This is a genomic window from Pseudomonas cuatrocienegasensis (assembly GCF_900110925.1).
Lineage (GTDB): Bacteria > Pseudomonadota > Gammaproteobacteria > Pseudomonadales > Pseudomonadaceae > Aquipseudomonas > Aquipseudomonas cuatrocienegasensis.
On sequence record NZ_FOFP01000001.1, the window covers coordinates 567,353 to 588,742 of the forward strand.

Here is a 21,390-nt window from a genome sequence, read left to right on the forward strand (position 1 = left end):
ACGCTCAGGCGGACAGGTTCAGCTGGCTGCCGATGCGCGAGCTGTAGCTGGCGCTGTTCTGGTACTGAGCCAGCAGCTTTGCAACGAGGCCAGAATCGGCGTCCTGGGTGCTCGACGACGTGCTTTGGCTGAGCGATTCGATCAGGCTGGTAAGGGCTTCGTTGTTAGCGCTCGCGTCTTGCGACAGCAGAGCCTCCAGATCGCCGAAGGCTTGCCCAGGCGGTGGCGGGGGCGCAAGAGCGGCAAGTTCTTCCAGGTTCAGACCACCATCGCCATCGCTGTCCAGCTCATTCAACAATTCACTGCTGTCGGTGCTGTCGGTGCTGCCGGTCAGGGCATTGAGCTCGTCCTGGTCGACCGTACCGTCCTGGTTGGCATCCAGCTGCGCGAACATGTCCTGGGTGCTCGGGCCGCCGGGCGGTGGAGGTGGTGGAGCGAGCGCTGCCACTTCGTCAAGATTCAGACTGCCGTCAGCATTGCCGTCCAGCTCACTGAGCAAGGCATCGATGTCGATGGTCAGGCTGCTGTCAGATTCCTTGGCGGCGCTGAGTGCGCTGCTCAGTTCGTCTTTGGCGACACTCCCATCGCCATTGCTGTCGAGTAGGCTGAAGAGCTTTTCCTGCACCTTGGTTGCGTTGCCGCTGCAGCTGCCGGCACTTGAGGCCGTGGCGAGGGTCGAGCTGTAGCTATAGCTTGAGTAACTGCTGACACCACTGATCATGGGCGTATCTCCTGTCATGGGCGTACCGGACGGGATTCCGGTGATGGCAGGGTCGCGCAGCCATGTGTGCGGGGTGTGTGGTCTTGGTATCGGCTTGCATACAATCTGTCAGCGGCGGTGCAGTCGCAGGATGGCGGTCAGGCCACCGCCTGGTGTTTCTTCCAGCAGGATATCGCCGCCCTGGCGCCGGGCTGCTTCGCGGGCGATGGTCAGGCCCAGGCCCACACCGCCGGAATTGCGGTTGCGTGAGCCTTCAAGGCGAAAGAACGCTTCGAAAACGGCTTCGCGCTGCTCCTCGGGGATGCCGCGACCGTGGTCGCATACGCGAACCTCAACCACTTCAGCGTCGTCATGCAGGGTGATTTCGGCATGCCCGGCATAGCGCAGCGCATTTTCCAGCAGATTGCTCAAGCATGAGCGCAGGGCCAACGGCTGTACCTGCAAGGGCGCGCAATGGCCCATGACGGAGACATCCGCGCCGCGATCCTGGGCATCCTCGACCAGCGACTCGACCAGTGCTTGCAGGTCGAGCCACTGCAGGGGTTCGCTGCTGCGCTGCTGGTGCAGGTACCTGAGCGTTGCGTCGAGCATGCCGATCATTTCGTCGAGATCCTGGGTCATGCGAGCGCGGAGCATCGCGTTGGGGATCTGTTCAAGGCGCAATTTCAGGCGTGCCAGCGGGGTCCGCAGGTCGTGGGATACCGCAGCGAGCATGCGTGCACGCTGCTGCACCTGTTGGCGCACGCGCGTCTGCATCAGGTTGAAGGCGTGGGCTGCCTGGCGCGTTTCGCGAGGGCCGGTCTCGGTCAGGGGCGGGCTGTCGAGGTCTTCGCTAAGGCGCTCGGCTGCCTCCGAAAGCCGTTGAATGGGGCGGCTGAGCAGCCGTGCAGCGAACCAGGCCGCCACGCTCAGGGCCAGTATCTGAAAGATCAGCGCCACCAGCGGCCCCGCAAAAGGCGGTGGCCTGGGCATGTCCAGCGCTCGCAGGTGTTCGGGTGGCGGTGGAGGCGGCGGATGGCCATAAAAATGAAACCAGGCAAATGCCAACGCATGGGCCAGCAGGATAGCCAGCAGAAAGACGCCAAACAGGCGGGCAAAAAGGCTGTCCATACGGCGCATCAGGCGATCTCGGTGGCGTCGAACAGGTAACCTTCACCGCGTACGGTCTTGATCAGCTGCGGGGCCTTGGGATCGTCGCCGAGTTTCTGCCGCAAGCGTGAGACCAGCAGGTCAATGCTGCGATCGAAGACCTCGATGGAGCGGCCACGCGCGGCATCCAGCAACTGCTCACGGCTGAGGACACGGCGAGGCCGTTCGAGAAAGACCCAGAGCAAGCGGAACTCGGCATTCGACAACGGCACGACCAGGCCATCGGGAGCCTGCAACTGGCGCAATACACTGTGCAGGCTCCAGTTATCGAAGCGTACGCAGGTGCGCGAGGTCGGCTGAGGCTCGCGGCGTGCCGGGTCACGATCATCACGTACGCGGCGCAAGATGCTCTGGATGCGTGCCACCAGCTCGCGTGGTTCGAAGGGTTTGGCCATGTAATCGTCGGCGCCCAGCTCCAGGCCGATGATGCGGTCGGTCGGTTCGCAGCGTGCGGTGAGCATCAGGATCGGGATGTCCGAGCGGCTGCGCAATTCGCGACATAGGCTCAGGCCGTCTTCGCCGGGGAGCATCAAATCGAGGATGACCACATCGAACGGGCTCTGCGCCAGGGCCCTGCGCATGCCGCTGCCATCACCGACTGCTTCGCTACTGATGTTGAAGCGGGTCAGATAACCACTCAGTAGTTCGCGCAGTTCGCGGTTGTCATCCACGAGCAGGGCACGGATTGGCCGTGGCAGCGCTTCTGGTGCAGTAAAGGCGTCCACTGGGCGGGCTCCATGGCGAGGTGATCGGGCTGCATTCTAGGGCCTGTTCCTGTTTAGTCGCGAGTGCCACTTCTGCGGCATGTCCAGGCGCTGCGCAGCGTGCATGGTGCCCAGCATGCGTATCGACAACATGTCGGCACTGTATCGGCGCTGATACAAACCAGCGCGGCTGCACTTTTTACACTTTCTTTATGCCCAGGCGCCTGGCCGCAACTCGCACCTTTACGCCCTTGCTGCGGACAATTTGCTCCAGGCGGTAACCACCGCATCAAGGAGCAAACACATGAGCATTCTCGACGGGGTGTCCCTGGGGCTGGCCGCAGGGCTTTTCATTTATCTGCTGGTTGCGCTGCTGCGCGCCGATAAGGCGTAGGAGGGCGTATGCACAGTAATGATTTCCTGCTGATCCTGGCGTTCTTCGCCCTGGTGCTGATCCCCGCGCCGTTTCTCGGGCGCTACCTGTACCGCGTGATGGAGGGCGAGAAAACCTGGCTGAGCCCCGTGCTGCAGCCAGTCGAGCGCCTTTGCTACCGGGTTGCCGGGGTTGACGATGAGCGCGAGCACGACTGGCAAACCTACGCCCTGGCACTGCTGGCCTTTACCCTGGTCAGCCTGCTGACGCTGTTCAGCATCCTGATGCTGCAAGGCAGTCTGCCGCTCAACCCGCAACAGTTGTCGGGGCTGGAGTGGACATTGGCATTCAATACCGCCGTGAGCTTTGCCACCAACACCAACTGGCAGGCCTACAGCGGTGAAGCGCAGCTGAGCTACTTCAGCCAGATGCTCGGCCTGGGTGTGCAGAACTTCGTCAGCCCGGCGGTCGGCCTGGCAGTGCTGGTGGTGTTCTGCCGCGGGATCGCGCGGCGTTCCAGCAACAGCGTCGGCAACTTCTGGGTCGACCTGACCCGTGGCACGCTCTACGGCTTGTTGCCCTTGTGCCTGCTGTTGGCGCTGTTCCTGGTGTGGCAGGGCGTGCCACAGACCTTCCAGGCCTATGTCACGGCGCACACCCTGGGCGGCACCGACCAGGTCGTCCCCCTGGGGCCGGCAGCCAGCCAGATTGCCATCAAGCAACTGGGCACCAACGGCGGCGGCTTTTTCGGCGTCAACTCGGCGCACCCGTTCGAGAACCCCACGGCCTGGAGCAACCTGTTCGAGATGGCGGCGATCCTGCTGATTCCGGCGGCGCTGCTGTTCACCTTCGGTCATTACGTCAAGGACCTGCGCCAGAGCCGTGCGCTGCTGGCCTGCATGCTGATCCTGTTCAGCATCGGCCTGGCCGGCACCCTGTATGCCGAATACCAGCCCAACCCGGCACTGGCCGCGTTGCCTATCGAGCAAGGCGCGTCGCTGGAAGGCAAGGAAAGCCGCTTTGGCACCACGGCCTCGGCGCTCTGGGCCACAGCGACCACGGCGGCGTCCAACGGCTCGGTGAATGCCATGCACGACAGCTTCAGCCCCCTGGGCGCGATGGTGCCGCTGTTCAACATGATGCTCGGCGAGGTGATTTTTGGCGGCGTCGGCGCGGGGCTCTACGGCATGCTGCTGTTCGTGCTGATCGCGGTGTTTCTCGCCGGCTTGATGATTGGTCGCAGCCCGGAATACCTCGGCAAAAAACTCGAAGCGCGCGAAGTGCGCCTGCTGGTCGCGACCTTGCTGGTGATGCCGGTGGGCGTGCTGGTGTTCGGCTCCCTGGCGGCCAGCCTGCCGGGGCCGGCGGCGTCGGTGAGCAACCCCGGTGCCCATGGTTTTAGTCAACTGCTCTACGCCTACACCTCGGGCACGGCGAACAACGGCTCGGCGTTCGCCGGCTTCGCGGCGGGCACGCCGTATCACAACCTGATGCTCGGCCTGGCGATGCTGCTGGGGCGCTTTGGCTACATCCTGCCGATTCTGGCGATTGCCGGCAGCCTGGCGGCCAAGACCCGCGCCCCCGTGGGCAGTAACAGCTTCCCGACCCACGGCCCGTTGTTCGTCACCCTGCTGACCCTGACCATTTTGCTGGTCGGCGGCCTGACCTTCCTGCCGGCACTGGCCCTGGGCCCGATTGCCGAGCACCTGACCCTGTTTCAGGGCCTTTAAGGGATAACCATGATGAATGCGCGTACCGAATCGGCGCCCAACAGCGCCGCGCAACACCCGAAAACCGCGATGGCCGCCTTGTGGCAGCCGGCGTTGCGCCAGGCTTTCGTCAAGCTCGACCCGCGCCAGTTGCTGCGCTCGCCAGTGATGCTGGTGGTGGAGCTGACCGCCGTGGTCACCACCGTACTGTGCTTTGTGCCCGACCCACAGGTATCCACCGGCCTGGCCGTGCAGATTGCCCTGTGGCTGTGGTTTACCGTGCTGTTTGCCAACTTCGCCGAGGCGCTTGCCGAAGGCCGCGGCAAGGCTCGCGCCGACAGCCTCAAGGCGGGCAGCCAGGGGCTCGATGCGCGCCGGCAGAACGGCCAGCAGTTCGAGACCGTGGCGGCCAGCAGCCTGCGCCGGGGCGATATTGTGCGGGTCGAGGCCGGCGAGCTGATTCCCGGTGACGGCGAGGTGATCGAAGGCATCGCCGCGGTCAACGAGGCCGCCATTACCGGTGAGTCCGCGCCGGTGATCCGCGAGTCCGGTGGCGACCGTTCGGCCGTGACCGGCAACACCCGGGTGGTGTCCGACTGGTTGCTGGTGAGGATCACCGCCGGTCCAGGCGAATCGACCCTGGACCGCATGATCGCCCTGGTCGAAGGCGCGAAACGGCAGAAGACGCCCAATGAAGTGGCGCTGGATATCCTGCTGATCGGCCTGACCCTGATCTTCCTGCTGGTGGTGGCTACCCTGCAGCCATTTGCCCGCTACGCCGGCGGCGAGCTACCGCTGGTGTACCTGGTCGCGCTGCTGGTGACGCTGATTCCGACCACCATCGGTGGGCTGCTGTCGGCCATCGGCATCGCCGGTATGGACCGTCTGGTGCGCCTCAACGTCATCGCCAAATCCGGCCGCGCGGTGGAGGCGGCGGGTGACGTGCATGTGCTGTTGCTCGACAAGACCGGCACCATCACCTTCGGCAACCGGCGCTGCAGCGCGATGGCCAAGGCCCCCGGTGTCAGCACCGAGGTGCTGGGTGAGGCCGCGCTGCTGGCGTCACTGGCGGACGATACCGCTGAAGGCAAGTCCATCGTCGAGTACCTGCGTGCGCTGGGCCTGGCGCATGAGCCTGAGCGCAGTGCGATGACCACGATTGCCTTCAGCGCCGAGACGCGCCTCTCCGGTGCCGACTACCAGGGCCACAGTTACCGCAAGGGCGCCGTGGATGCGGTATTGCGTTACCTGGAGATCGAACGCAGCGCCATGCCAGCGGTGCTGGCTCGCGAAGTCGAGCAAATTGCCCAGAGCGGCGGTACGCCGTTGCTGGTGGCCGGTGATGGGCGTCTGCTCGGCGCGATTCACCTCAAGGACGTGGTCAAACCGGGCATCCGCGAACGGTTTGCCGAGCTGCGCACCCTGGGTATTCGCACCGTGATGGTCACCGGCGACAACCCGCTGACCGCCGCCGCGATTGCCGCCGAAGCGGGCGTCGATGACCTGATTGCCGAAGCCACACCGGAGAAGAAGCTGCAGCGCATCCGCGCTGAGCAGGCCGACGGCAAGCTGGTGGCCATGTGCGGCGATGGCGCCAACGACGCCCCGGCGCTGGCCCAGGCGGATGTCGGTCTGGCGATGAACGACGGTACCCAGGCCGCGCGCGAGGCGGCCAACCTGGTCGATCTGGACTCCGACCCGACCAAGCTGCTCGATGTGGTGCAGGTCGGCAAGGAGCTGCTGGTAACCCGTGGCGCGCTGACCACCTTCTCGGTGGCCAACGACGTGGCCAAGTACTTCGCCATCCTGCCGGCGCTGTTTACCGGGATTTACCCGCAGCTCGGTGCCCTCAACCTGATGCACCTGCACAGCCCGCAGAGCGCAATTCTCTCGGCCATCGTGTTCAACGCGCTGATCATCGTCGCGCTGATTCCCCTGGCCCTGCGCGGCGTGCGGGTCAAGGCTGCCGATGCCGCCAGCCTGCTGCGCCGCAACTTGCTGATCTTCGGCCTGGGTGGCCTGGTGGCGCCCTTTATCGGCATCAAGTTGATTGACCTGCTGCTGGTGGCCGTCGGCCTCGTTTGAGCAACCCTGCAACCTGGAGATTCGTCATGTTCAAGCAACTCCGTCCAGCCGTCAGTGTGCTGGCCTTTATGACCCTGATCACCGGCGTGCTGTACCCCTTGGCCGTCACCGCCGTGGCGCAACTGGCCTTGCCAGCGCAGGCCAATGGCAGCCTGTTGCACAACGCCCAGGGCGCGGTGCGCGGCAGTGCCTTGCTGGCCCAGCCGGTGGCGGGCGCCGAATGGTTCCAGGCGCGCCCATCGGCAGCTGATTACGCCAGCGTACCCAGTGGCGCAAGCAACCTGGCACCGAGCAACCCGGCGCTGGCCGCACGCATCGCCGCGGACGCCCAGCGCTGGCAGGCCGAAGGGCAGGGCGCCGTGCCCATGGAGCTGGTGACCACCTCGGCCAGTGGCCTCGATCCGCATCTGTCACCGGCTGCCGCGCGCTACCAGGTGGCGCGCATTGCCGCCGCGCGGGGCCTGCCGGCGAGCCGCCTGGAGCAGTTGATCGAGCAGCATGTGCAAGCGCCGTTAGTCGGCCCCGCTGTGGTCAACGTACTGGCGCTTAACCTGGCGCTGGCCGACAATCCGTCCCTCGTCCCATCTGAGTGATCTGCATGAATGACACCGCCCGCGCCGATGCCCTGCTCGATGACATGCCAAAAGGGGGGCGCGGTCGGCTCAAGGTGTTTCTCGGCGCCGCACCGGGCGTGGGCAAGACCTACGCCATGCTGCAGGCGGCGCAGGCGCAGCTGCGCCAGGGCGTCGACCTGCGCGCAGGCGTAGTGGAAACCCACGGACGTGCCGAAACCGAGGCGATGCTCACCGGTTTGCCGCAACAGCCGCTGCTGCGCGTGGAGTACCGCGGTGTGCTGCTGAACGAAATGGATCTGGACGGCATTCTGGCTAAACCGCCCAAGCTGTTGCTGGTCGATGAACTGGCCCACAGCAACGCGCCCGGCAGTCGCCACAGCAAGCGCTGGCAGGACGTGCAGGAGCTGCTGGAAGCCGGTATCGATGTCTACACCACGGTCAATGTGCAGCACCTCGAAGCGCTGAATGACCAGGTGCGTGACATCACCGGTGTGCAGGTGCGCGAAACCCTGCCCGACTGGGTGCTGCAGGAAGCCGACGAAATCCTGCTGATCGACCTGCCGCCGCGCGAGCTGCTTGAGCGCCTGCGCGAAGGCAAGGTGTATGTGCCGGAGCAGGCGCGGGCGGCCATCGATGCCTTCTTCAGCCAGACCAACCTCACCGCGTTGCGTGAGCTGGCGATGCAGACCGCTGCCGCGCGGGTCGATGCCGATCTCAGCCGGCGCTATCGCCAGCAGGGCCAGCAGGCGCCTGCGCTGCGTGGCCGCTTGCTGGTCGGCATTGATGGGGATGCCCAGGCCGAGCGGCTGGTGCGCCACGCCAGCCGGGTGGCCGAGCGCCGCCATCTGCCCTGGTCGGTGGTCTATGTCGACACTGGCGGCGAACGTGACGAAAGCCGTCTGGCGTATCTGCAAGGCGCCCAGCAACTGGCCGAACGCTTGGGGGGCGAAGTGGTGGTGCTGCGCGGGGTCTCGGTCGCCGACACCCTGGTCGGGCATGCTCGCGAGCGGCGCGCCAACCTGCTGCTGGTGGCCCGCAGCCGGCGGCGTTTACGCCGGCAGTGGTGGGGGCGCGGCCTGGCCGAGCGACTCTTGGCCAAGGGGCAGGGCCTGGAAGTCAGCGTGCTCGATACCGAAGTCGATGCATTGCCGGCGGCACCGGTCAGACGCCGGCCACTGGCCTGGCGCGATCTGCTGTTTGCCAGCCTGGCGACCTTGGTGGCGACGGCTGTGGCCTGGGCGCTGTCGCAGTTCCTCGAACTGCCGAATATCTCCCTGATCTTTCTCAGCGCGGTATTGCTGGTGGCGGTGCGCAGCAGCCTGACGCCGGCGCTGGTGTGCGCGGGGCTGTCGTTTCTGGCCTATAACTTTCTGTTTATTTCGCCCACCTTCACCCTGACGGTGCAACGTCAGGAAGACGTGCTGACGCTGCTGTTCTTCCTGTTGATGGCGGCGCTGACCGGCAACCTCGCCAGCCGCCAGCGCAACCAGTTGGAGAGCATGCGCCAAGCCCAGGCGGAAACCACCGCACTGCTCGATCTGTCGCGCAAGCTCACCGCCGCCACGGATCGCCAGGCGGTAATGGCCGCCGCCATGCAGCAGTTCGCTCATTGGCCGGAGCTTGAGGTGCGCCTGCAAGTGGCCGAAGCCGATGGCACCTGGCAGGTCGAAGCCGGCGAGGCAGCGCTGCTCAGCGAACCGGAGCGCGCTGCGGCGCTGTGGGCCTGGCAGCACGATCAAACAGCCGGGCTGGGCACCGACACGCTGCCTTCGGGGCGCTGGTGGTGGTGCCCGCTCTCGGCCGAGGAAGGCCCGCTGTCGCTCCTGGGCATTCGCCCGCAATCTGGCGCGGCCCTGTCGCCGGCCCAGCGCCGCCTGATCAGCGCTCTCGCGCAACCCCTGGCCCAGGCCCTGGCTCGTGCGCAACTGGCCGAAGAGCTGGAGGCCGCGCGCCTGCATGGGCAGACCGAGGAGCTGCGCAGCGCCTTGCTCGCGTCGGTGTCCCATGACCTGCGCACACCGCTGACCGCCATGCGCGGCTCGATCGACAGCCTGCTGGCCTTGGGTGAGCAGATTCCGCTGGCCGACCGCCGTGAACTGCTTGAAGGCACCCGTGATGAAGCCGAGCGCCTTGACCGCTACATCCAGAACCTGCTCGACATGACTCGTCTGGGCCACGGCGGCCTGAAGCTGGCGCGCGACTGGGTGGCGCCGGGTGATATTGTCGCCAGCGCCCTGCAGCGCTTGCGCCCGGTGCTGGCGGGCCTGCAGGTGGAGGTCAGCATTCCCGCCGAGTTGCCGCTGCTGTACGTGCATGCCGCGCTGATCGAGCAGGCGCTGGTCAACGTGCTGGAAAACGCCGCGCGCTTTTCGCCGGCCCAGGGGCGGTTGCGGGTGAGCATGGTGGAAGACGATGGGCTGTCGTTTGCGGTCAGTGATCAGGGGCCGGGTATTCCCGAGCACGAGCGCGAGAAGATCTTCGACATGTTCTACACCGCCGCCCGTGGTGATCGCGGCGGGCAGGGCACGGGGCTGGGCCTGGCGATCTGCCAGGGCATGGTGGGCGCCCATGGCGGGCGGGTGACGGTAGGCGAAGGGTTGGACGGCAAGGGCGCGACACTCACGCTGCATTTGCCGTTGCCGCCCCAGCCGCAGATGGAGGATGAGCAGGCATGAATAGCAACGCCTCCACGCTGCTGGTGATCGACGACGAGCCGCAGATTCGCAAGTTTCTGCGCATCAGCCTGAGCGCTCAGGGTTACCGGGTGGTCGAGGCGGCAAATGGCCGTGAGGGCTTGGAGCAGGCCGCCCTGGTGCAGCCGGACCTGGTGGTGCTCGACCTGGGCCTGCCGGACCTCGACGGCCAGGAGGTACTGCGTGAACTGCGCGAATGGTCGAGCGTGCCGGTGCTGGTGCTATCGGTACGCGCCAGCGAGGGCGAGAAGGTCTTGGCGCTTGATGGCGGTGCCAACGATTACGTGACCAAACCCTTTGGCATCCAGGAATTTCTCGCCCGGGTGCGCGTGTTGCTGCGCCAGGCCGGTGAGGGCGAGCCGCAGCGCGAAGCGCGGGTCGACAGTGGCGACTTGAGCGTGGACTTTGCCTATCGCCGGGTCAGCCTGGCAGGGCAGGAAATAGCCCTGACGCGCAAGGAGTACGCCGTGCTGGCCTTGCTGGCGCGCCACCTGGGCCGGGTGGTGACCCAGCAGCAGTTGCTACGCGATATCTGGGGCCCCAGCCATGCCGAAGACAGCCACTACCTGCGCGTGGTGGTCGGCCACCTGCGGCACAAACTGGGTGACGACCCGGCTGCCCCGCGGTTTATTGTCACCGAAGCCGGTGTTGGCTATCGCCTGCGCGAGTCGGCCTAGCGTTCCCCGCGCTCGTACTTGTCCAGCGTATCGCTGGCAATCTGCCGGCCGAGCATGATCAGCTCCGGCGCTTTGTAAAACTCGAAGAAGCGGCATACACGCTTGGGCACGTTGATCAGGATGTCCGGCGGGTAACCGGCGATCTTGTACTGGGCCAGGGAGTTTTGCATCACCTCAATGCTTTGGTTGATCAGCTCCAGCAATGAGGCAGGACCGCTGAGGTCGGCGACGCGTGAACCGCTGGCAGACTTGGGCGTGGCGGCTTTGGTGTGGCTGGCCTTGACCTGCTGCTGCCAGGGGTTGATGGCCTCGGCTTGCAGCCGCTGGTTGTGGTCTTCAAGTAACAGCAGGGCGTCATCTTCGCCGGGCTTGCGCTTGAGTGAGGATAAGCGCGCACCCAGGGAGTTCATCAACAGGTCGAAACGGCCCTTGAGCGCGGGTGGGCGCTGGATCACGGGCAATTGGTAATGCTGCTGGTGGCTCGAGTTGAGGTTGACCGCGATGATCAGGTCGCAATGGCTGGACACCACCGGCACGATTGGCAGCGGGTTGAGCAGCCCGCCATCGACCAGCATGCGTTTGCCCTGAATCACCGGGGTGAACAGGCTCGGAATGGCCGCCGAGGCGCGCATGGCCTGGTGCAGACAGCCTTCCTGAAACCAGATTTCCTGCTGGTTGGTCAGGTCGGTGGCCACGGCGGTGAAGGGGATGCGCAGGTCTTCGATGTTCACCTCGCCGACGATCTCGCGGATCCGCCCGAAGACTTTTTCCCCGCGAATTGCGCCCAGGCGAAAGCTCACATCGAGCAGACGCAGCACGTCCAGATAATCCAGGCTTTGCGTCCAGTCGCGATAGGCGCCGAGCTTGCCGGCCGCATAGATGCCGCCGACTACGGCGCCCATGGAGCAGCCGGCAATGCAGGCGATCTCATAACCACGGGCCTCCAGCTCCTCGATCACGCCGATATGCGCATAGCCGCGGGCGCCGCCCGAGCCCAGTACCAATGCCACTCGTTTACTCATAGATCGTCCCTCTGGGTGGCCTGCGTTGCTGATTGAGCAACATACCGTGCACCCGCGCCCGTCGCCAAGGCGGCATTTGCTAGAATTGCCGGCTATTGCCTATCGCCCAGACAAGTGAGCCACCATGAGCGCGCCCGTTCGTTTGACCCAGTACAGCCACGGTGCTGGCTGCGGCTGCAAGATTTCCCCGAAAGTGTTGGACATCATCCTTGCCGGCAGCGGCGCACAGAACCTCGACCCTAAATTGTGGGTCGGCAATGCCTCACGCGATGACGCGGCGGTGTATGCCATCGACGAAGAGCGCGGCGTGGTCTCGACCACCGACTTTTTCATGCCGATTGTTGATGACCCCTACGACTTCGGCCGCATCGCCGCGACCAACGCGATCAGCGATATCTACGCCATGGGCGGCGACCCGCTGATGGCGATCGCCATTCTCGGCTGGCCGGTGAATGTGCTGGCCCCGGAAATCGCCCGTGAGGTGATCCGCGGCGGCCGCGCCATCTGCGACGAGGCTGGCATTCCTCTGGCCGGCGGCCACTCCATCGATGCGCCGGAGCCGATCTTCGGTCTCGCGGTGACCGGCCTGGTGGACAAGCGCCATATGAAACGTAACGACACCGCCAGCGTCGGTTGTGCGCTGTACCTGACCAAGCCGCTGGGCATCGGCATTCTCACCACGGCCGAGAAGAAGGCCAAGTTGCGCAGCGAGGACGTGGGCCTGGCCCGTGACTGGATGTGTACCCTGAACAAACCCGGCAGCCGCTTTGGCAAGCTGGCCGGGGTTACGGCGATGACCGATGTCACTGGCTTTGGCCTGCTCGGCCACCTGGTCGAAATGGCTGAGGGCAGCGGCCTGACCGCCCGCGTCGAGTTCGCCGCCGTGCCGCGCCTGGGCAGTGCCGAGTATTACCTGGAGCAGGGCTGCATTCCGGGCGGCACCCAGCGCAATTTCGACAGCTACGGCGAGAAAATCGCGCCCATGCCCGAGCTGCATAAACTGTTGCTGTGTGATCCGCAGACCAGTGGCGGGCTGCTGGTGGCGGTTACCGCCGAAGGCGAGGGTGAGTTTCTCGCTGCGGCCCGTGAGCTGGGGCTGGACCTGCAGCCTATCGGCCACCTCGTCGAGCGACAGCGTTACGCGGTCGAGGTGTTTTGATGCGCGACAACAGCGACGATTACCGCGCCCTGTTTCTCACTGCCACACCGATGATGGACGCCCGCGCCCCGGTCGAGTTCGCCAAGGGCGCGTTCCCTGGGGTGGTCAATCTGCCGCTGATGGACGATCTCGAGCGCCAGCGCGTCGGCACCTGCTACAAGCAGCAAGGCCAGCAGGCGGCCATCGAGCTGGGGCACCAGTTGGTCAGCGGCGCAAGCAAAGCGGCGCGCATCGAGGCCTGGGCCGCATTTGCCCAGGCTCATCCCGAGGGCTACCTGTACTGCTTCCGCGGCGGCCTGCGCTCGCAGATCGTCCAGCAATGGCTCAAGAGCGAGGCAGGCATCGTCTATCCGCGGGTAATTGGCGGCTACAAGGCCATGCGCACCTTTCTCCTGGAGACCACCGAGCAGGCCATGGCCCAGTGCGCCTTTGTGGTGGTGGGCGGCATGACGGGCACCGGCAAGACCGAGGTGATTGCCCAGTTGGACAACGCTGTCGACCTGGAAGGCCACGCCAATCATCGTGGTTCGAGCTTCGGCAAGCGAGCCACGCTGCAGCCGGCGCAGATCGATTTCGAGAACGCCCTGGCGGTGGACATCCTGCGCAAGCGCGCAGCCGGCATGCAGCAATTCGTGCTGGAAGACGAAGGCCGCATGATCGGCCGCTGCTCCCTGCCGCTGCCGCTGTACACGCAGATGCAGGCCTTCCCCATGGTCTGGCTGGAAGACAGCCTGGCCGGGCGGGTGGAGCGCATTCTCAAGGATTACGTGATTGACCTGTGCGCCGATTTTATTGCCCTGCAAGGCGTTGAAGACGGCTTCAAGGCGTTCGCCGAGCGTTTGCGTCAGAGCCTGGATAACATCCTCAAACGCCTAGGCGGCGAGCGCCATCAGCGCCTGGCGGCGATCATGGATCAGGCCTTGGTCGAGCAAGCCGCGACGGCTGATGTGGCCTTGCACCGGGCCTGGATCGAAGCCTTGCTGACGGAGTACTACGATCCGATGTATACCTTCCAGCGGGAAAGCAAAGCAGGGCGTATTGAATTCGTCGGCCCACAAGCCGAAGTCGTGGCCTTCCTGCGCGAACGCGCGCTGCAGCAAGCGGATTGAGACCTATAAGCTGTTTGGTAGATCGGGCACTTTTTTGCGTTTTAACCGTCGTATCTCGCCGAATAACCGATTTTCTGAGGATTACTGCCATGAAAACCTGGATCTGCCTGCCCCTGATACTGCTGGCCCTGGCCGGTTGCGCCGGCAAGACTGCCTACCGCGACAGCTGCGCCAGCCAACTGGATGCTGCCTGGCGTGAGCTGGACCTGGCCAAGGCCGAAGGTTTTGCCGGGACCGTGAGTTATTCCAAGGCGCTGTCTCTGCTCACTGCAGGCAAGACCCAGCAGCAGTTCGAGGCGTATGAAGGCTGTACCAGCAAGGCCGAGCGCGCTCGTTTCTACATTCGCGAATCTCGCGCTGGCCGCTAACCCTGGAGCCGCAATGCAACTCGACTTTTCCACCCTGACGCCGCTGGAACGCTACCGCTGGTTGGCGTCTACCGTGACCCCACGGCCGATCGCCTGGGTCTCCAGCCTGTCGCCGGACGGCGTGAGCAATCTGGCGCCGTTCAGCTTCTTCCAGGTGATCAGTGATGATCCGCCGACGCTGATGATCAACGTCGGCAGCCGTGACGATGGCACGCTCAAGGACACCTTGCGCAATGCCCAGGCGACCGGTGAGCTGGTGATTCACCTGGTCACCGTGGCCCAGGCCGAGGCGATGAATGCGTCGGCCGCCGTGTTGCCCCATGGCATTAGCGAGTTCGAGCAGTGTGCAATCGCCAGTCTGCCGGCAAGCCTGGTCGCGCCGCCGCGGGTGCAGGGCGCACCGGTAGCTTTTGAATGCAAGGTGCTGGAGATCCAGCCGTTCCCGCGTGAGGCCGCCAACTGCCACCTGATCTTCGCCGAGGTACTGCTGGCGCATATCGACGACGCGGTGCTCAACGACAAGGGGCGGATCGACCCTGCATTGCTGGATGTGGTCGGCCGTCTGGGCGGTATGGCCTACACCCGCACTCGCGATACCTTCGAGTTGCAACGGCCGAGCTAGGGGCTGTCTCTCGCATCGATGGTTCCCACGCTCTGCGTCCGTTTTAGCGAGACGCGGAGCGTCTCTGGCTGCATGCCCGCGCGGACGGTTCGACGTCTCGACGTGGCAACGATCAAGGGTCTGTTGGGGCGGTCTCTCGCATCAAAAACGACCCTCATTTAGCTATCAGCACCATCTTTCCTGCCAGTCGCTTGTCGCTGCTGGCCGTCTGCCTCTATGTTGCGCCTCTGCAACACCGTCTTTCTTCGCTTGCGGTGCCAGCTGGAGCCGTTGCCCACTGCGGTGACGCGCACTGTGCAACCTTGCCGATACAACCAAATGGGAGGCGTTATGGGGCGTATTGTGCAGCGTCGCCTGGCCAGTCTGGCGACTGCGAGCAAGCTGGCACTGGGCTTTGCCGTGGTCCTGGCACTGACGCTGGTCGTTGCCGCGACGGGGTATCTGGCTCTGCGCGATGTCGCCGCGCGCTCCCTGCTGCTGGAGCGCATGAGCGCGCTCAACAGCCAGGTCATGCAAATGCGCAGCAGCGAGCAATCCTATGCGCTCAGCGCAGACCCCCAACAGATTCAGCACTTGCACGAGCAGTCCGAGCAGATCAGCGCGGCCAGCGCGGCGTTGCTGGCCAGCATGCCTGTGGGCGAACAGCAAGGCCTGGCTGGGTTGGCAAGTGGCATGACGCAGTACCGTGAAGGCTTTGACCGCTATGTGTCGCTTGGCGACAACATGCTGCTGTCGCTCGAGGCGGCCACCTGGCTGGTCGTCAGCGCTGCCAATAGCCTGGACCTGCTGCGCGAAGGCCTGGCCGATGATGGCATCTACCTGCTCAAAAGTGGCCAGGAGCAGGAGGGACGCACGGCCATCGGCCAGTCCGGCCAGCTTGGCCAGGTACACCAGTTGCTCTTGCAAGCCCTCGATCAGGCCCGGGTGCGCCTTGAGCAGAGCCGGCGCAGTGGCGAACCGGTCCAGAGCGAAATCGCCGAGGCCCAGCAAGCCCAGGCGTTGGCAGACAGCTTGCGCGAGGCGATGAGCGATCCCGGTTACGCGGCGGTGCTGGTCGAGGTGATGGGCAATATCAAATCCTTCAACGAGCGCCTGGGCGGGTACACCCGTGATCTGCAGGCGCAAAAGGATGAGTACAACAACCTTGTGCAGCAGGCCGAGCAAATGATGGCGCAGGTCGACCAGGCCTATGCGGCACAACAAGGCGCGCTGCAGGCACAACTGAGCAGCAGTGCCTGGCTGATCGGCGCTGCCACCGGCCTGGCGATACTCCTCGGGCTGTTCGCCACCCTGGTGATTACCCTGGTGATTGTCCGGCCGCTCAAGGCGGTGATCGGCCAGGCACAGCGCATTGCCGCCGGCGACCTGAGCGCCGAGATCGAGGTGCAGCGCGACGATGAGATCGGCCAGTTGCTGCGGGCGATGCAGGCTATGTCGAGCAACCTGCGCAATATGCTCGGCCACCTGCAAGGCGGCGTCACGCGTATCTCGACGGCTGCTCAGGGCTTATCCCTGGCCACGGAACAGACCCAGGCAGGCGTCAATGGGCAAAAAGCCGAGACCGACCAGGTGGCGGCGGCGATGCATGAGATGACGGTCACGGTGCAGGGTGTCGCACGCAATGCCGAGGTGGCAGCCATGGCCACCACCCAGGCGGAGCAGCGCGTTGGTCAAGGCGTCGGGCAGGTGCAAGCGACCTTGCAGCGCATCGACCAGTTGGCCGAGGCGATGGGCGCCACCACCCAGAGCATCGAGCGGCTGAGCCAGGACACCCAGCGCATCGACTCGGTCCTGGAAGTCATCAAAAGTGTCGCCGAACAGACCAATCTGCTGGCTCTGAATGCGGCTATCGAAGCTGCCAGGGCCGGGGAGCAGGGGCGCGGTTTTGCCGTGGTCGCCGATGAGGTCCGTGCGCTGGCCAGGCGTACGCAGCAATCCACGGCGGAAATCGAAAGCCTGATCGCCACGCTGCGCGCCGGGACTCAGCGTGCGGTGAGTGATATGCGCCAGAGCGCCGGTCTGGTCGAGCACACGGTGCAGGATGCGCAACAGACGGGGTTAGCGCTGACAGAAATCGCCGGCTCGGTGACCCAGATAGTCGAGATGAACCAGCAGATCGCCGCAGCAGCCGAGCAGCAGGGCGTCGCGGCGGAGCAGGTCAGTCGCAGCATCAGCGCAATTCGCGATGCCACCGAACAGTCCGCCACGGCCATGGACCAGTCGGCAACGGCCAGCCGCGAGCTCGCCGAACTGGGCCATGAGTTGCAGAATATGGCGGCGCAGTTTCGTGTGTAGCGTCGCGTCCGGCGATCTCTGTGGGAGGGGCTTTAGCCGCGATTGACCTGGAGTCGCGGCCACAACGGAGCGCCTACGGAAGCTGCGTTATGACCTGCAGGCGGCTGCAACAGCCACTAGGGTCTGTTGACGTTTGCTGCGCAGTAATGGTGAACGCTGTGCGCCACTGCAGGTTTTCATGAGCAAAGGTTACAGCGCGCTTTGCCCGCAGCTGCCAGCCCAGTAGCATCGCGGCAACTGCAAGGGAGTGAAACGATGCGCACAAAACTGGACGCCTGCCTTAGCGCGGTCAATCAGATCCTTTTAGGCAAAGAGCCGCAGGTTCGCCTGGCCATGGCCTGTTTATTGGCCCGCGGGCATTTGCTGATCGAGGACCTGCCCGGGATGGGCAAGACCACCCTCAGCCACGCCCTGGCCAGGGTGTTGGGCCTGAGCTTTCAGCGTATTCAGTTCACCTCTGACCTGTTGCCCGGCGATATCCTCGGCACCTCGGTGTTCGACAAGGACAGCGGGCAGTTTGTCTTTCACCCCGGGCCGATCTTCGCCGAGCTGGTGCTTGCAGATGAAATCAACCGGGCTACCCCCAAGAGCCAGAGTGCGCTGCTCGAGGCCATGGAAGAGGGGCAGGTGACCATCGAGGGCGCAACCCGGCCGCTGCCGGAGCCGTTCTTCGTTATCGCCACGCAGAACCCGGTTAGCCAGGGTGGCACCTTCGCGCTGCCGGAGTCGCAGCTCGACCGTTTCCTTATGCGCCTGTCGCTCGGTTATCCCGGCAAGGCTGCAGAGCGTGCACTGCTGCTCGGCGATTCGCGACGCAGCCTGTTGCCACGCCTGGAGCCGATTCTCGATCACCGCGAGCTTGGGCTGATCCAGGCCGAGATTCCCCAAGTGCGGGCCAGCGATGCGCTGATCGATTATGTGCTGCGCCTGGTCGACGCCACCCGTACCCAGCCGCAGTTCGCCTGGGGCCTGTCGCCGCGTGGCAGCCTGGCCTTGCTCGCCGCAGCCCGCGCCTGGGCCTTTCTGGCCGAGCGGGACTATGTGATTCCCGAGGATGTGCAGGCGGTCTTGCCGGCGGTGGTCGGCCACCGCCTGCGTGACCAGGCTGACCCCGCCGGTCATGGCGGCAGTGCGCTGGTGCAGTGGCTGTTGCGTGAGGTGCCGGCGCTTTGAACCGTCGCTGGCGCCCGCACTGGGACCGCTGGCTGGCACGACGGATTCCGGCCTCCGGCAGCGTACGTCTGACCCAGCGGCGGATCTTTATCGTGCCCAGTCGAGTGGGCGGTGCCTTCATGATCGCCCTGGGCCTGATGCTGCTGGCGGGTATCAACTACCAGAACAGCCTGGCCTATGGCCTGACCTTTCTGTTGGCCTCGGTATTCGTGGTAGCCATCCTGCACACCTACCGCAACCTGGCGGGGCTGACTCTCAAGGCTGGAGGCACGACACCGGTATTCGTGGGCGAGGCCGGCCGCTGGCGGGTGCGCCTGGAGAGCAGCGGCCGCGCGCATCAGGCCATCGCCCTGGGCTGGCTGCCGGCTGACCTGCAGTCCGTGGATATCGCCGAGCAGGGCAGTGTCACCTGCGAGCTGAACGCGCCGACAACCCGCCGTGGTTGGTTGCGCCCTGGGCGTCTGCGGGTCGAAAGCCGCTTCCCCCTTGGTGTGCTGGTGGCCTGGAGCTGGGTGGACCTAGACCAGCCGTTGCTGGTCTATCCGCGACCGCTGCCCGGTGAGCTGCCGCTGCACGCGGGTGCCGACCAGCAGTCGCCTGAGCAGGGGCGCCTGGCGCATGGTCAGGGCGCCGATGATTTTCAGGGGCTCAAGGCCTACCAGCCGGGTGATTCGCGCCGACGTCTGGACTGGAAGGCCTATTCCCGTGGGCAAGGCCTGCAGGTCAAGGACTTCGCCAGCTACAGCGGGCTTGAGCTGGACCTGGACTTCGAGGCCCTGGACGGGGATATAGAAACTCGCCTGTCGCGCCTGTGCCATTGGGTGTTGATGCTCTCGGAACGTCAGCAGTCGTTCGCGCTCAGGCTGCCCGGCCTGTACCGCGCAGCGGCGAGCGGCGACGCTCACCGTGACGCCTGCCTGCAGGCCCTGGCACTGTACGGTAGCCCGCCATGAGTGCGCTGCCGACGATTCCACGCATCAGCCTGACCTGGCTGCTGGTGGCCCAGGCGCTGGTGATCCTGCCGCTGCTGGCTCATTTGCCCCTATGGATCCTGGCGCTCTGGCTGGGCTGCGCAGGCTGGCGGGTGCAGATATTCCGCATGCGCGCAGCCTTCCCGACCGCCTGGGCCAAGGGCGGCCTGATGATTGCCGCCGGCCTTGGGGTGTACTTCTCTCGCGGCAGCCTGGTCGGCCTGGATGCCGGGGTAGTGCTGCTGGTGGCGGCGTTTTTGCTCAAATTGCTGGAGATGCGCAGCCGTCGCGATGCTCTGGTGCTGATCTTTCTCGGGTTCTTCGTGGTGGTCACCGGCTACCTGTTCGATGACAGCATCCTGGTGGCGCTGTTCAGCCTGCTGCCGGTGACCGCGCTGCTGGCGGCGCTGATCGGCCTGCAGCAAAGCGCCATTGCTCAGCGCCCCTGGCCTACGGCGCGTCTGGCCGGCAGCCTGGTATTGCAGGCGGTGCCGTTGATGGTGCTGCTGTTTATCTTCTTTCCGCGCTTTGGCCCGTTATGGTCGCTGCCGGGGCCGAACGACAAAGGCGTTACCGGTCTGGCCGACAGCATGGCACCGGCGGATATCGCCGACCTCAGCCGTTCCGGGGCGCTGGCGTTTCGTGCGCAGTTCGAGGGTGAGGTGCCTGCGCGGTCCGAGCTGTACTGGCGCGCCCTGACGCTTGAGCGTTTCGATGGCCGGCGCTGGTCGCAATCCAGTCTGGCGCAGTCGCCTCAGACCGCGCAATGGCAAGCCGCGGGTGAGTCGCTGCGCTACAGCGTGGTGATGCAGCCCAGTGGTCAGCCGTGGTTATTCAGTCTGGATGTGGCGCGGACCAGCCTGGACAGCACGCGGCTGATGGCGGATTTTCGCTTGCAGCGCAATCGCCCGGTGGACCGCTCGCTGCTGTATGGGGTGGAGTCCTGGCCCCAGGCCGTGCGCGAGCCGCAGCTGGATGCCGCGCGGCGTGCCGTGACCCTGCAGTTGCCGGCAGACGGCGACCCGCGCACGCGTGAATGGGCCGCACAGCTCAAGCGCGAACATCCGCACAGCGAGCAACTGGTGCAGGCGCTGTTGCGTCATTTCAACCAGCAACCCTTCAGCTACACCCTGCGCCCACCCAGGCTTGGGCGTGACAGCATCGACGGCTTTCTCTTCGATACCCGCAGCGGTTTCTGTGCCCATTACGCCGGCGCCATGACCTTCGTGTTGCGCGCTGCCGGCATTCCGGCGCGGGTGGTGGCCGGTTACCAGGGTGGTGAATTCAACCCGGCGGGCAATTACCTGCAGGTGCGCCAGTTCGACGCCCATGCCTGGGTCGAGTATTGGCGTCCGCAGATCGGCTGGACCCGGGTCGACCCGACGTTCCAGGTGGCCCCGGAGCGCATCGAGCAAGGCCTCGAACAGGCCCTCTCGGATGAGCAGAGTTTTCTTGAGGATTCGCCTTTCTCGCCACTGCGCTACCGTCAGTTCGCTTGGCTCAACCAGCTGCGCTTGGGCTGGGACAACCTCAACTATGGCTGGCAGCGTTGGGTTCTGGGGTATCAGGGCACCCAGCAACTGGAGTTGCTGCAGCGTTGGTTTGGTCAGCTGGACGGTCGTTTGCTGGCACTGGTGCTGGTCGGCGGCGGTGGGCTGCTGCTCGGTGCGCTGGCGCTCTGGCTGTTCAAGCCCTGGCAGCGCGAGCGTGATCCCCAGCAGCGACTGTTTCGCCAGTTCGCCCGGCTGCTGGCTCGGCAGGGTGTGCATTGGCAGGCCGGGGAGGGTGCGCGAGCCTATGCCGCGCGGGCAGCCGGCCTGCTGCCGGCTCAGGCAGCAGCCATTGAAGCGTTTGCCGACCTCTACGAAGCACGGCGTTACGCCGGCGAGGCCATTGCGGATGCCCAGCTATGGCGCCAGCTACGCCTGTTGCGCCGCGCCTTGCCCTGGCGCCTGCGAGTGGCCGATAAGCGCACGCAATAAACG

The 21,390-nt window shown here is 65.1% G+C and carries 18 protein-coding genes and 1 pseudogene; 15 read left to right on the forward strand and 4 right to left on the reverse strand.

Going from position 1 to position 21,390, the window contains the following annotated elements; genetic code table 11:
- Positions 1-4 precede the first annotated feature (4 nt).
- The 3 genes from xopAW to BMW49_RS02700 form a co-directional block, all read right to left on the reverse strand.
- A complete protein-coding gene (xopAW, locus tag BMW49_RS02690) occupies positions 5-721 on the reverse strand; it encodes an EF-hand domain-containing protein (protein ID WP_069516644.1) in 717 nt (238 codons plus the stop codon).
- A 108-nt stretch (positions 722-829) separates the two neighbouring features.
- A complete protein-coding gene (locus BMW49_RS02695) occupies positions 830-1,843 on the reverse strand; it encodes an ATP-binding protein (protein WP_090390823.1) in 1,014 nt (337 codons plus the stop codon).
- Positions 1,840-2,595, reverse strand: coding sequence for a response regulator (locus BMW49_RS02700; RefSeq protein WP_069516642.1), 756 nt, complete (start codon positions 2,593-2,595; stop codon positions 1,840-1,842). Before BMW49_RS02700 ends, BMW49_RS02695 begins: the two co-directional genes overlap by 4 nt.
- A gap of 283 nt (positions 2,596-2,878) precedes the next feature.
- Between BMW49_RS02700 and kdpF the strand changes: the two genes are divergently transcribed.
- The 6 genes from kdpF to BMW49_RS02730 are packed head-to-tail and all read left to right on the forward strand — an operon-like array spanning position 2,879 to position 10,686.
- On the forward strand, positions 2,879-2,968 hold the full coding sequence (kdpF, locus tag BMW49_RS02705) for a K(+)-transporting ATPase subunit F (RefSeq protein WP_069516641.1): 90 nt from the start codon (positions 2,879-2,881) through the stop codon (positions 2,966-2,968).
- An 8-nt stretch (positions 2,969-2,976) separates the two neighbouring features.
- A complete protein-coding gene (gene kdpA, locus BMW49_RS02710; RefSeq protein ID WP_069516640.1) occupies positions 2,977-4,677 on the forward strand; it encodes a potassium-transporting ATPase subunit KdpA in 1,701 nt (566 codons plus the stop codon).
- A gap of 12 nt (positions 4,678-4,689) precedes the next feature.
- On the forward strand, positions 4,690-6,741 hold the full coding sequence (gene kdpB / locus BMW49_RS02715; RefSeq protein WP_069516639.1) for a potassium-transporting ATPase subunit KdpB: 2,052 nt from the start codon (positions 4,690-4,692) through the stop codon (positions 6,739-6,741).
- Positions 6,742-6,767: 26 nt separating this feature from the next.
- On the forward strand, positions 6,768-7,334 hold the full coding sequence (gene kdpC, locus BMW49_RS02720; RefSeq protein WP_069516638.1) for a potassium-transporting ATPase subunit KdpC: 567 nt from the start codon (positions 6,768-6,770) through the stop codon (positions 7,332-7,334).
- Positions 7,335-7,339: 5 nt separating this feature from the next.
- Positions 7,340-9,991 (forward strand): sensor histidine kinase, encoded by a 2,652-nt coding sequence (locus BMW49_RS02725; RefSeq protein ID WP_069516637.1) that lies wholly within the window; start codon positions 7,340-7,342, stop codon positions 9,989-9,991.
- Positions 9,988-10,686, forward strand: coding sequence for a response regulator (locus BMW49_RS02730; RefSeq protein ID WP_069516636.1), 699 nt, complete (start codon positions 9,988-9,990; stop codon positions 10,684-10,686). The genes BMW49_RS02725 and BMW49_RS02730 overlap by 4 nt, the downstream gene beginning before the upstream one ends.
- On the opposite strand, the gene BMW49_RS02735 is transcribed toward BMW49_RS02730, so the two are convergent.
- The gene (locus BMW49_RS02735) at positions 10,683-11,708 is read right to left on the reverse strand and encodes a patatin-like phospholipase family protein (protein WP_069516635.1); all 1,026 of its coding nucleotides are present in this window, start codon (positions 11,706-11,708) and stop codon (positions 10,683-10,685) included. The two genes, BMW49_RS02730 and BMW49_RS02735, sit on opposite strands and share 4 nt — an antisense overlap.
- A gap of 124 nt (positions 11,709-11,832) precedes the next feature.
- Here BMW49_RS02735 and selD point away from each other — a divergent pair, with 124 nt between their 5' ends.
- The 9 genes and pseudogenes from selD to BMW49_RS02775 all read left to right on the forward strand — a co-directional run bounded on the left by selD (position 11,833) and on the right by BMW49_RS02775 (position 21,387).
- The gene (gene selD / locus BMW49_RS02740; RefSeq protein ID WP_069516634.1) at positions 11,833-12,867 is read left to right on the forward strand and encodes a selenide, water dikinase SelD; all 1,035 of its coding nucleotides are present in this window, start codon (positions 11,833-11,835) and stop codon (positions 12,865-12,867) included.
- Positions 12,867-13,976 (forward strand): tRNA 2-selenouridine(34) synthase MnmH, encoded by a 1,110-nt coding sequence (gene mnmH, locus BMW49_RS02745; RefSeq protein ID WP_069516633.1) that lies wholly within the window; start codon positions 12,867-12,869, stop codon positions 13,974-13,976. The genes selD and mnmH overlap by 1 nt, the downstream gene beginning before the upstream one ends.
- A gap of 89 nt (positions 13,977-14,065) precedes the next feature.
- On the forward strand, positions 14,066-14,344 hold the full coding sequence (locus BMW49_RS02750; protein WP_069516632.1) for a hypothetical protein: 279 nt from the start codon (positions 14,066-14,068) through the stop codon (positions 14,342-14,344).
- Positions 14,345-14,357: 13 nt separating this feature from the next.
- Positions 14,358-14,966: a flavin reductase family protein gene (locus BMW49_RS02755; RefSeq protein WP_069516631.1), complete on the forward strand. Its 609-nt coding sequence runs from the start codon at positions 14,358-14,360 to the stop codon at positions 14,964-14,966.
- A 1,167-nt stretch (positions 14,967-16,133) separates the two neighbouring features.
- Positions 16,134-16,403, forward strand: a pseudogene (locus BMW49_RS25490) (HAMP domain-containing protein); the annotation flags it as partial.
- A gap of 144 nt (positions 16,404-16,547) precedes the next feature.
- On the forward strand, positions 16,548-17,261 hold the full coding sequence (locus BMW49_RS25495; RefSeq protein WP_425272738.1) for a methyl-accepting chemotaxis protein: 714 nt from the start codon (positions 16,548-16,550) through the stop codon (positions 17,259-17,261).
- 255 nt (positions 17,262-17,516) lie between these two features.
- On the forward strand, positions 17,517-18,434 hold the full coding sequence (locus BMW49_RS02765) for an AAA family ATPase (protein WP_090390825.1): 918 nt from the start codon (positions 17,517-17,519) through the stop codon (positions 18,432-18,434).
- Complete coding sequence (locus BMW49_RS02770) at positions 18,431-19,387, forward strand: DUF58 domain-containing protein (protein ID WP_069522294.1); 957 nt, start codon at positions 18,431-18,433, stop codon at positions 19,385-19,387. Before BMW49_RS02765 ends, BMW49_RS02770 begins: the two co-directional genes overlap by 4 nt.
- Positions 19,384-21,387, forward strand: coding sequence for a transglutaminase TgpA family protein (locus BMW49_RS02775; protein WP_069522296.1), 2,004 nt, complete (start codon positions 19,384-19,386; stop codon positions 21,385-21,387). The genes BMW49_RS02770 and BMW49_RS02775 overlap by 4 nt, the downstream gene beginning before the upstream one ends.
- Positions 21,388-21,390: the final 3 nt, after the last annotated feature.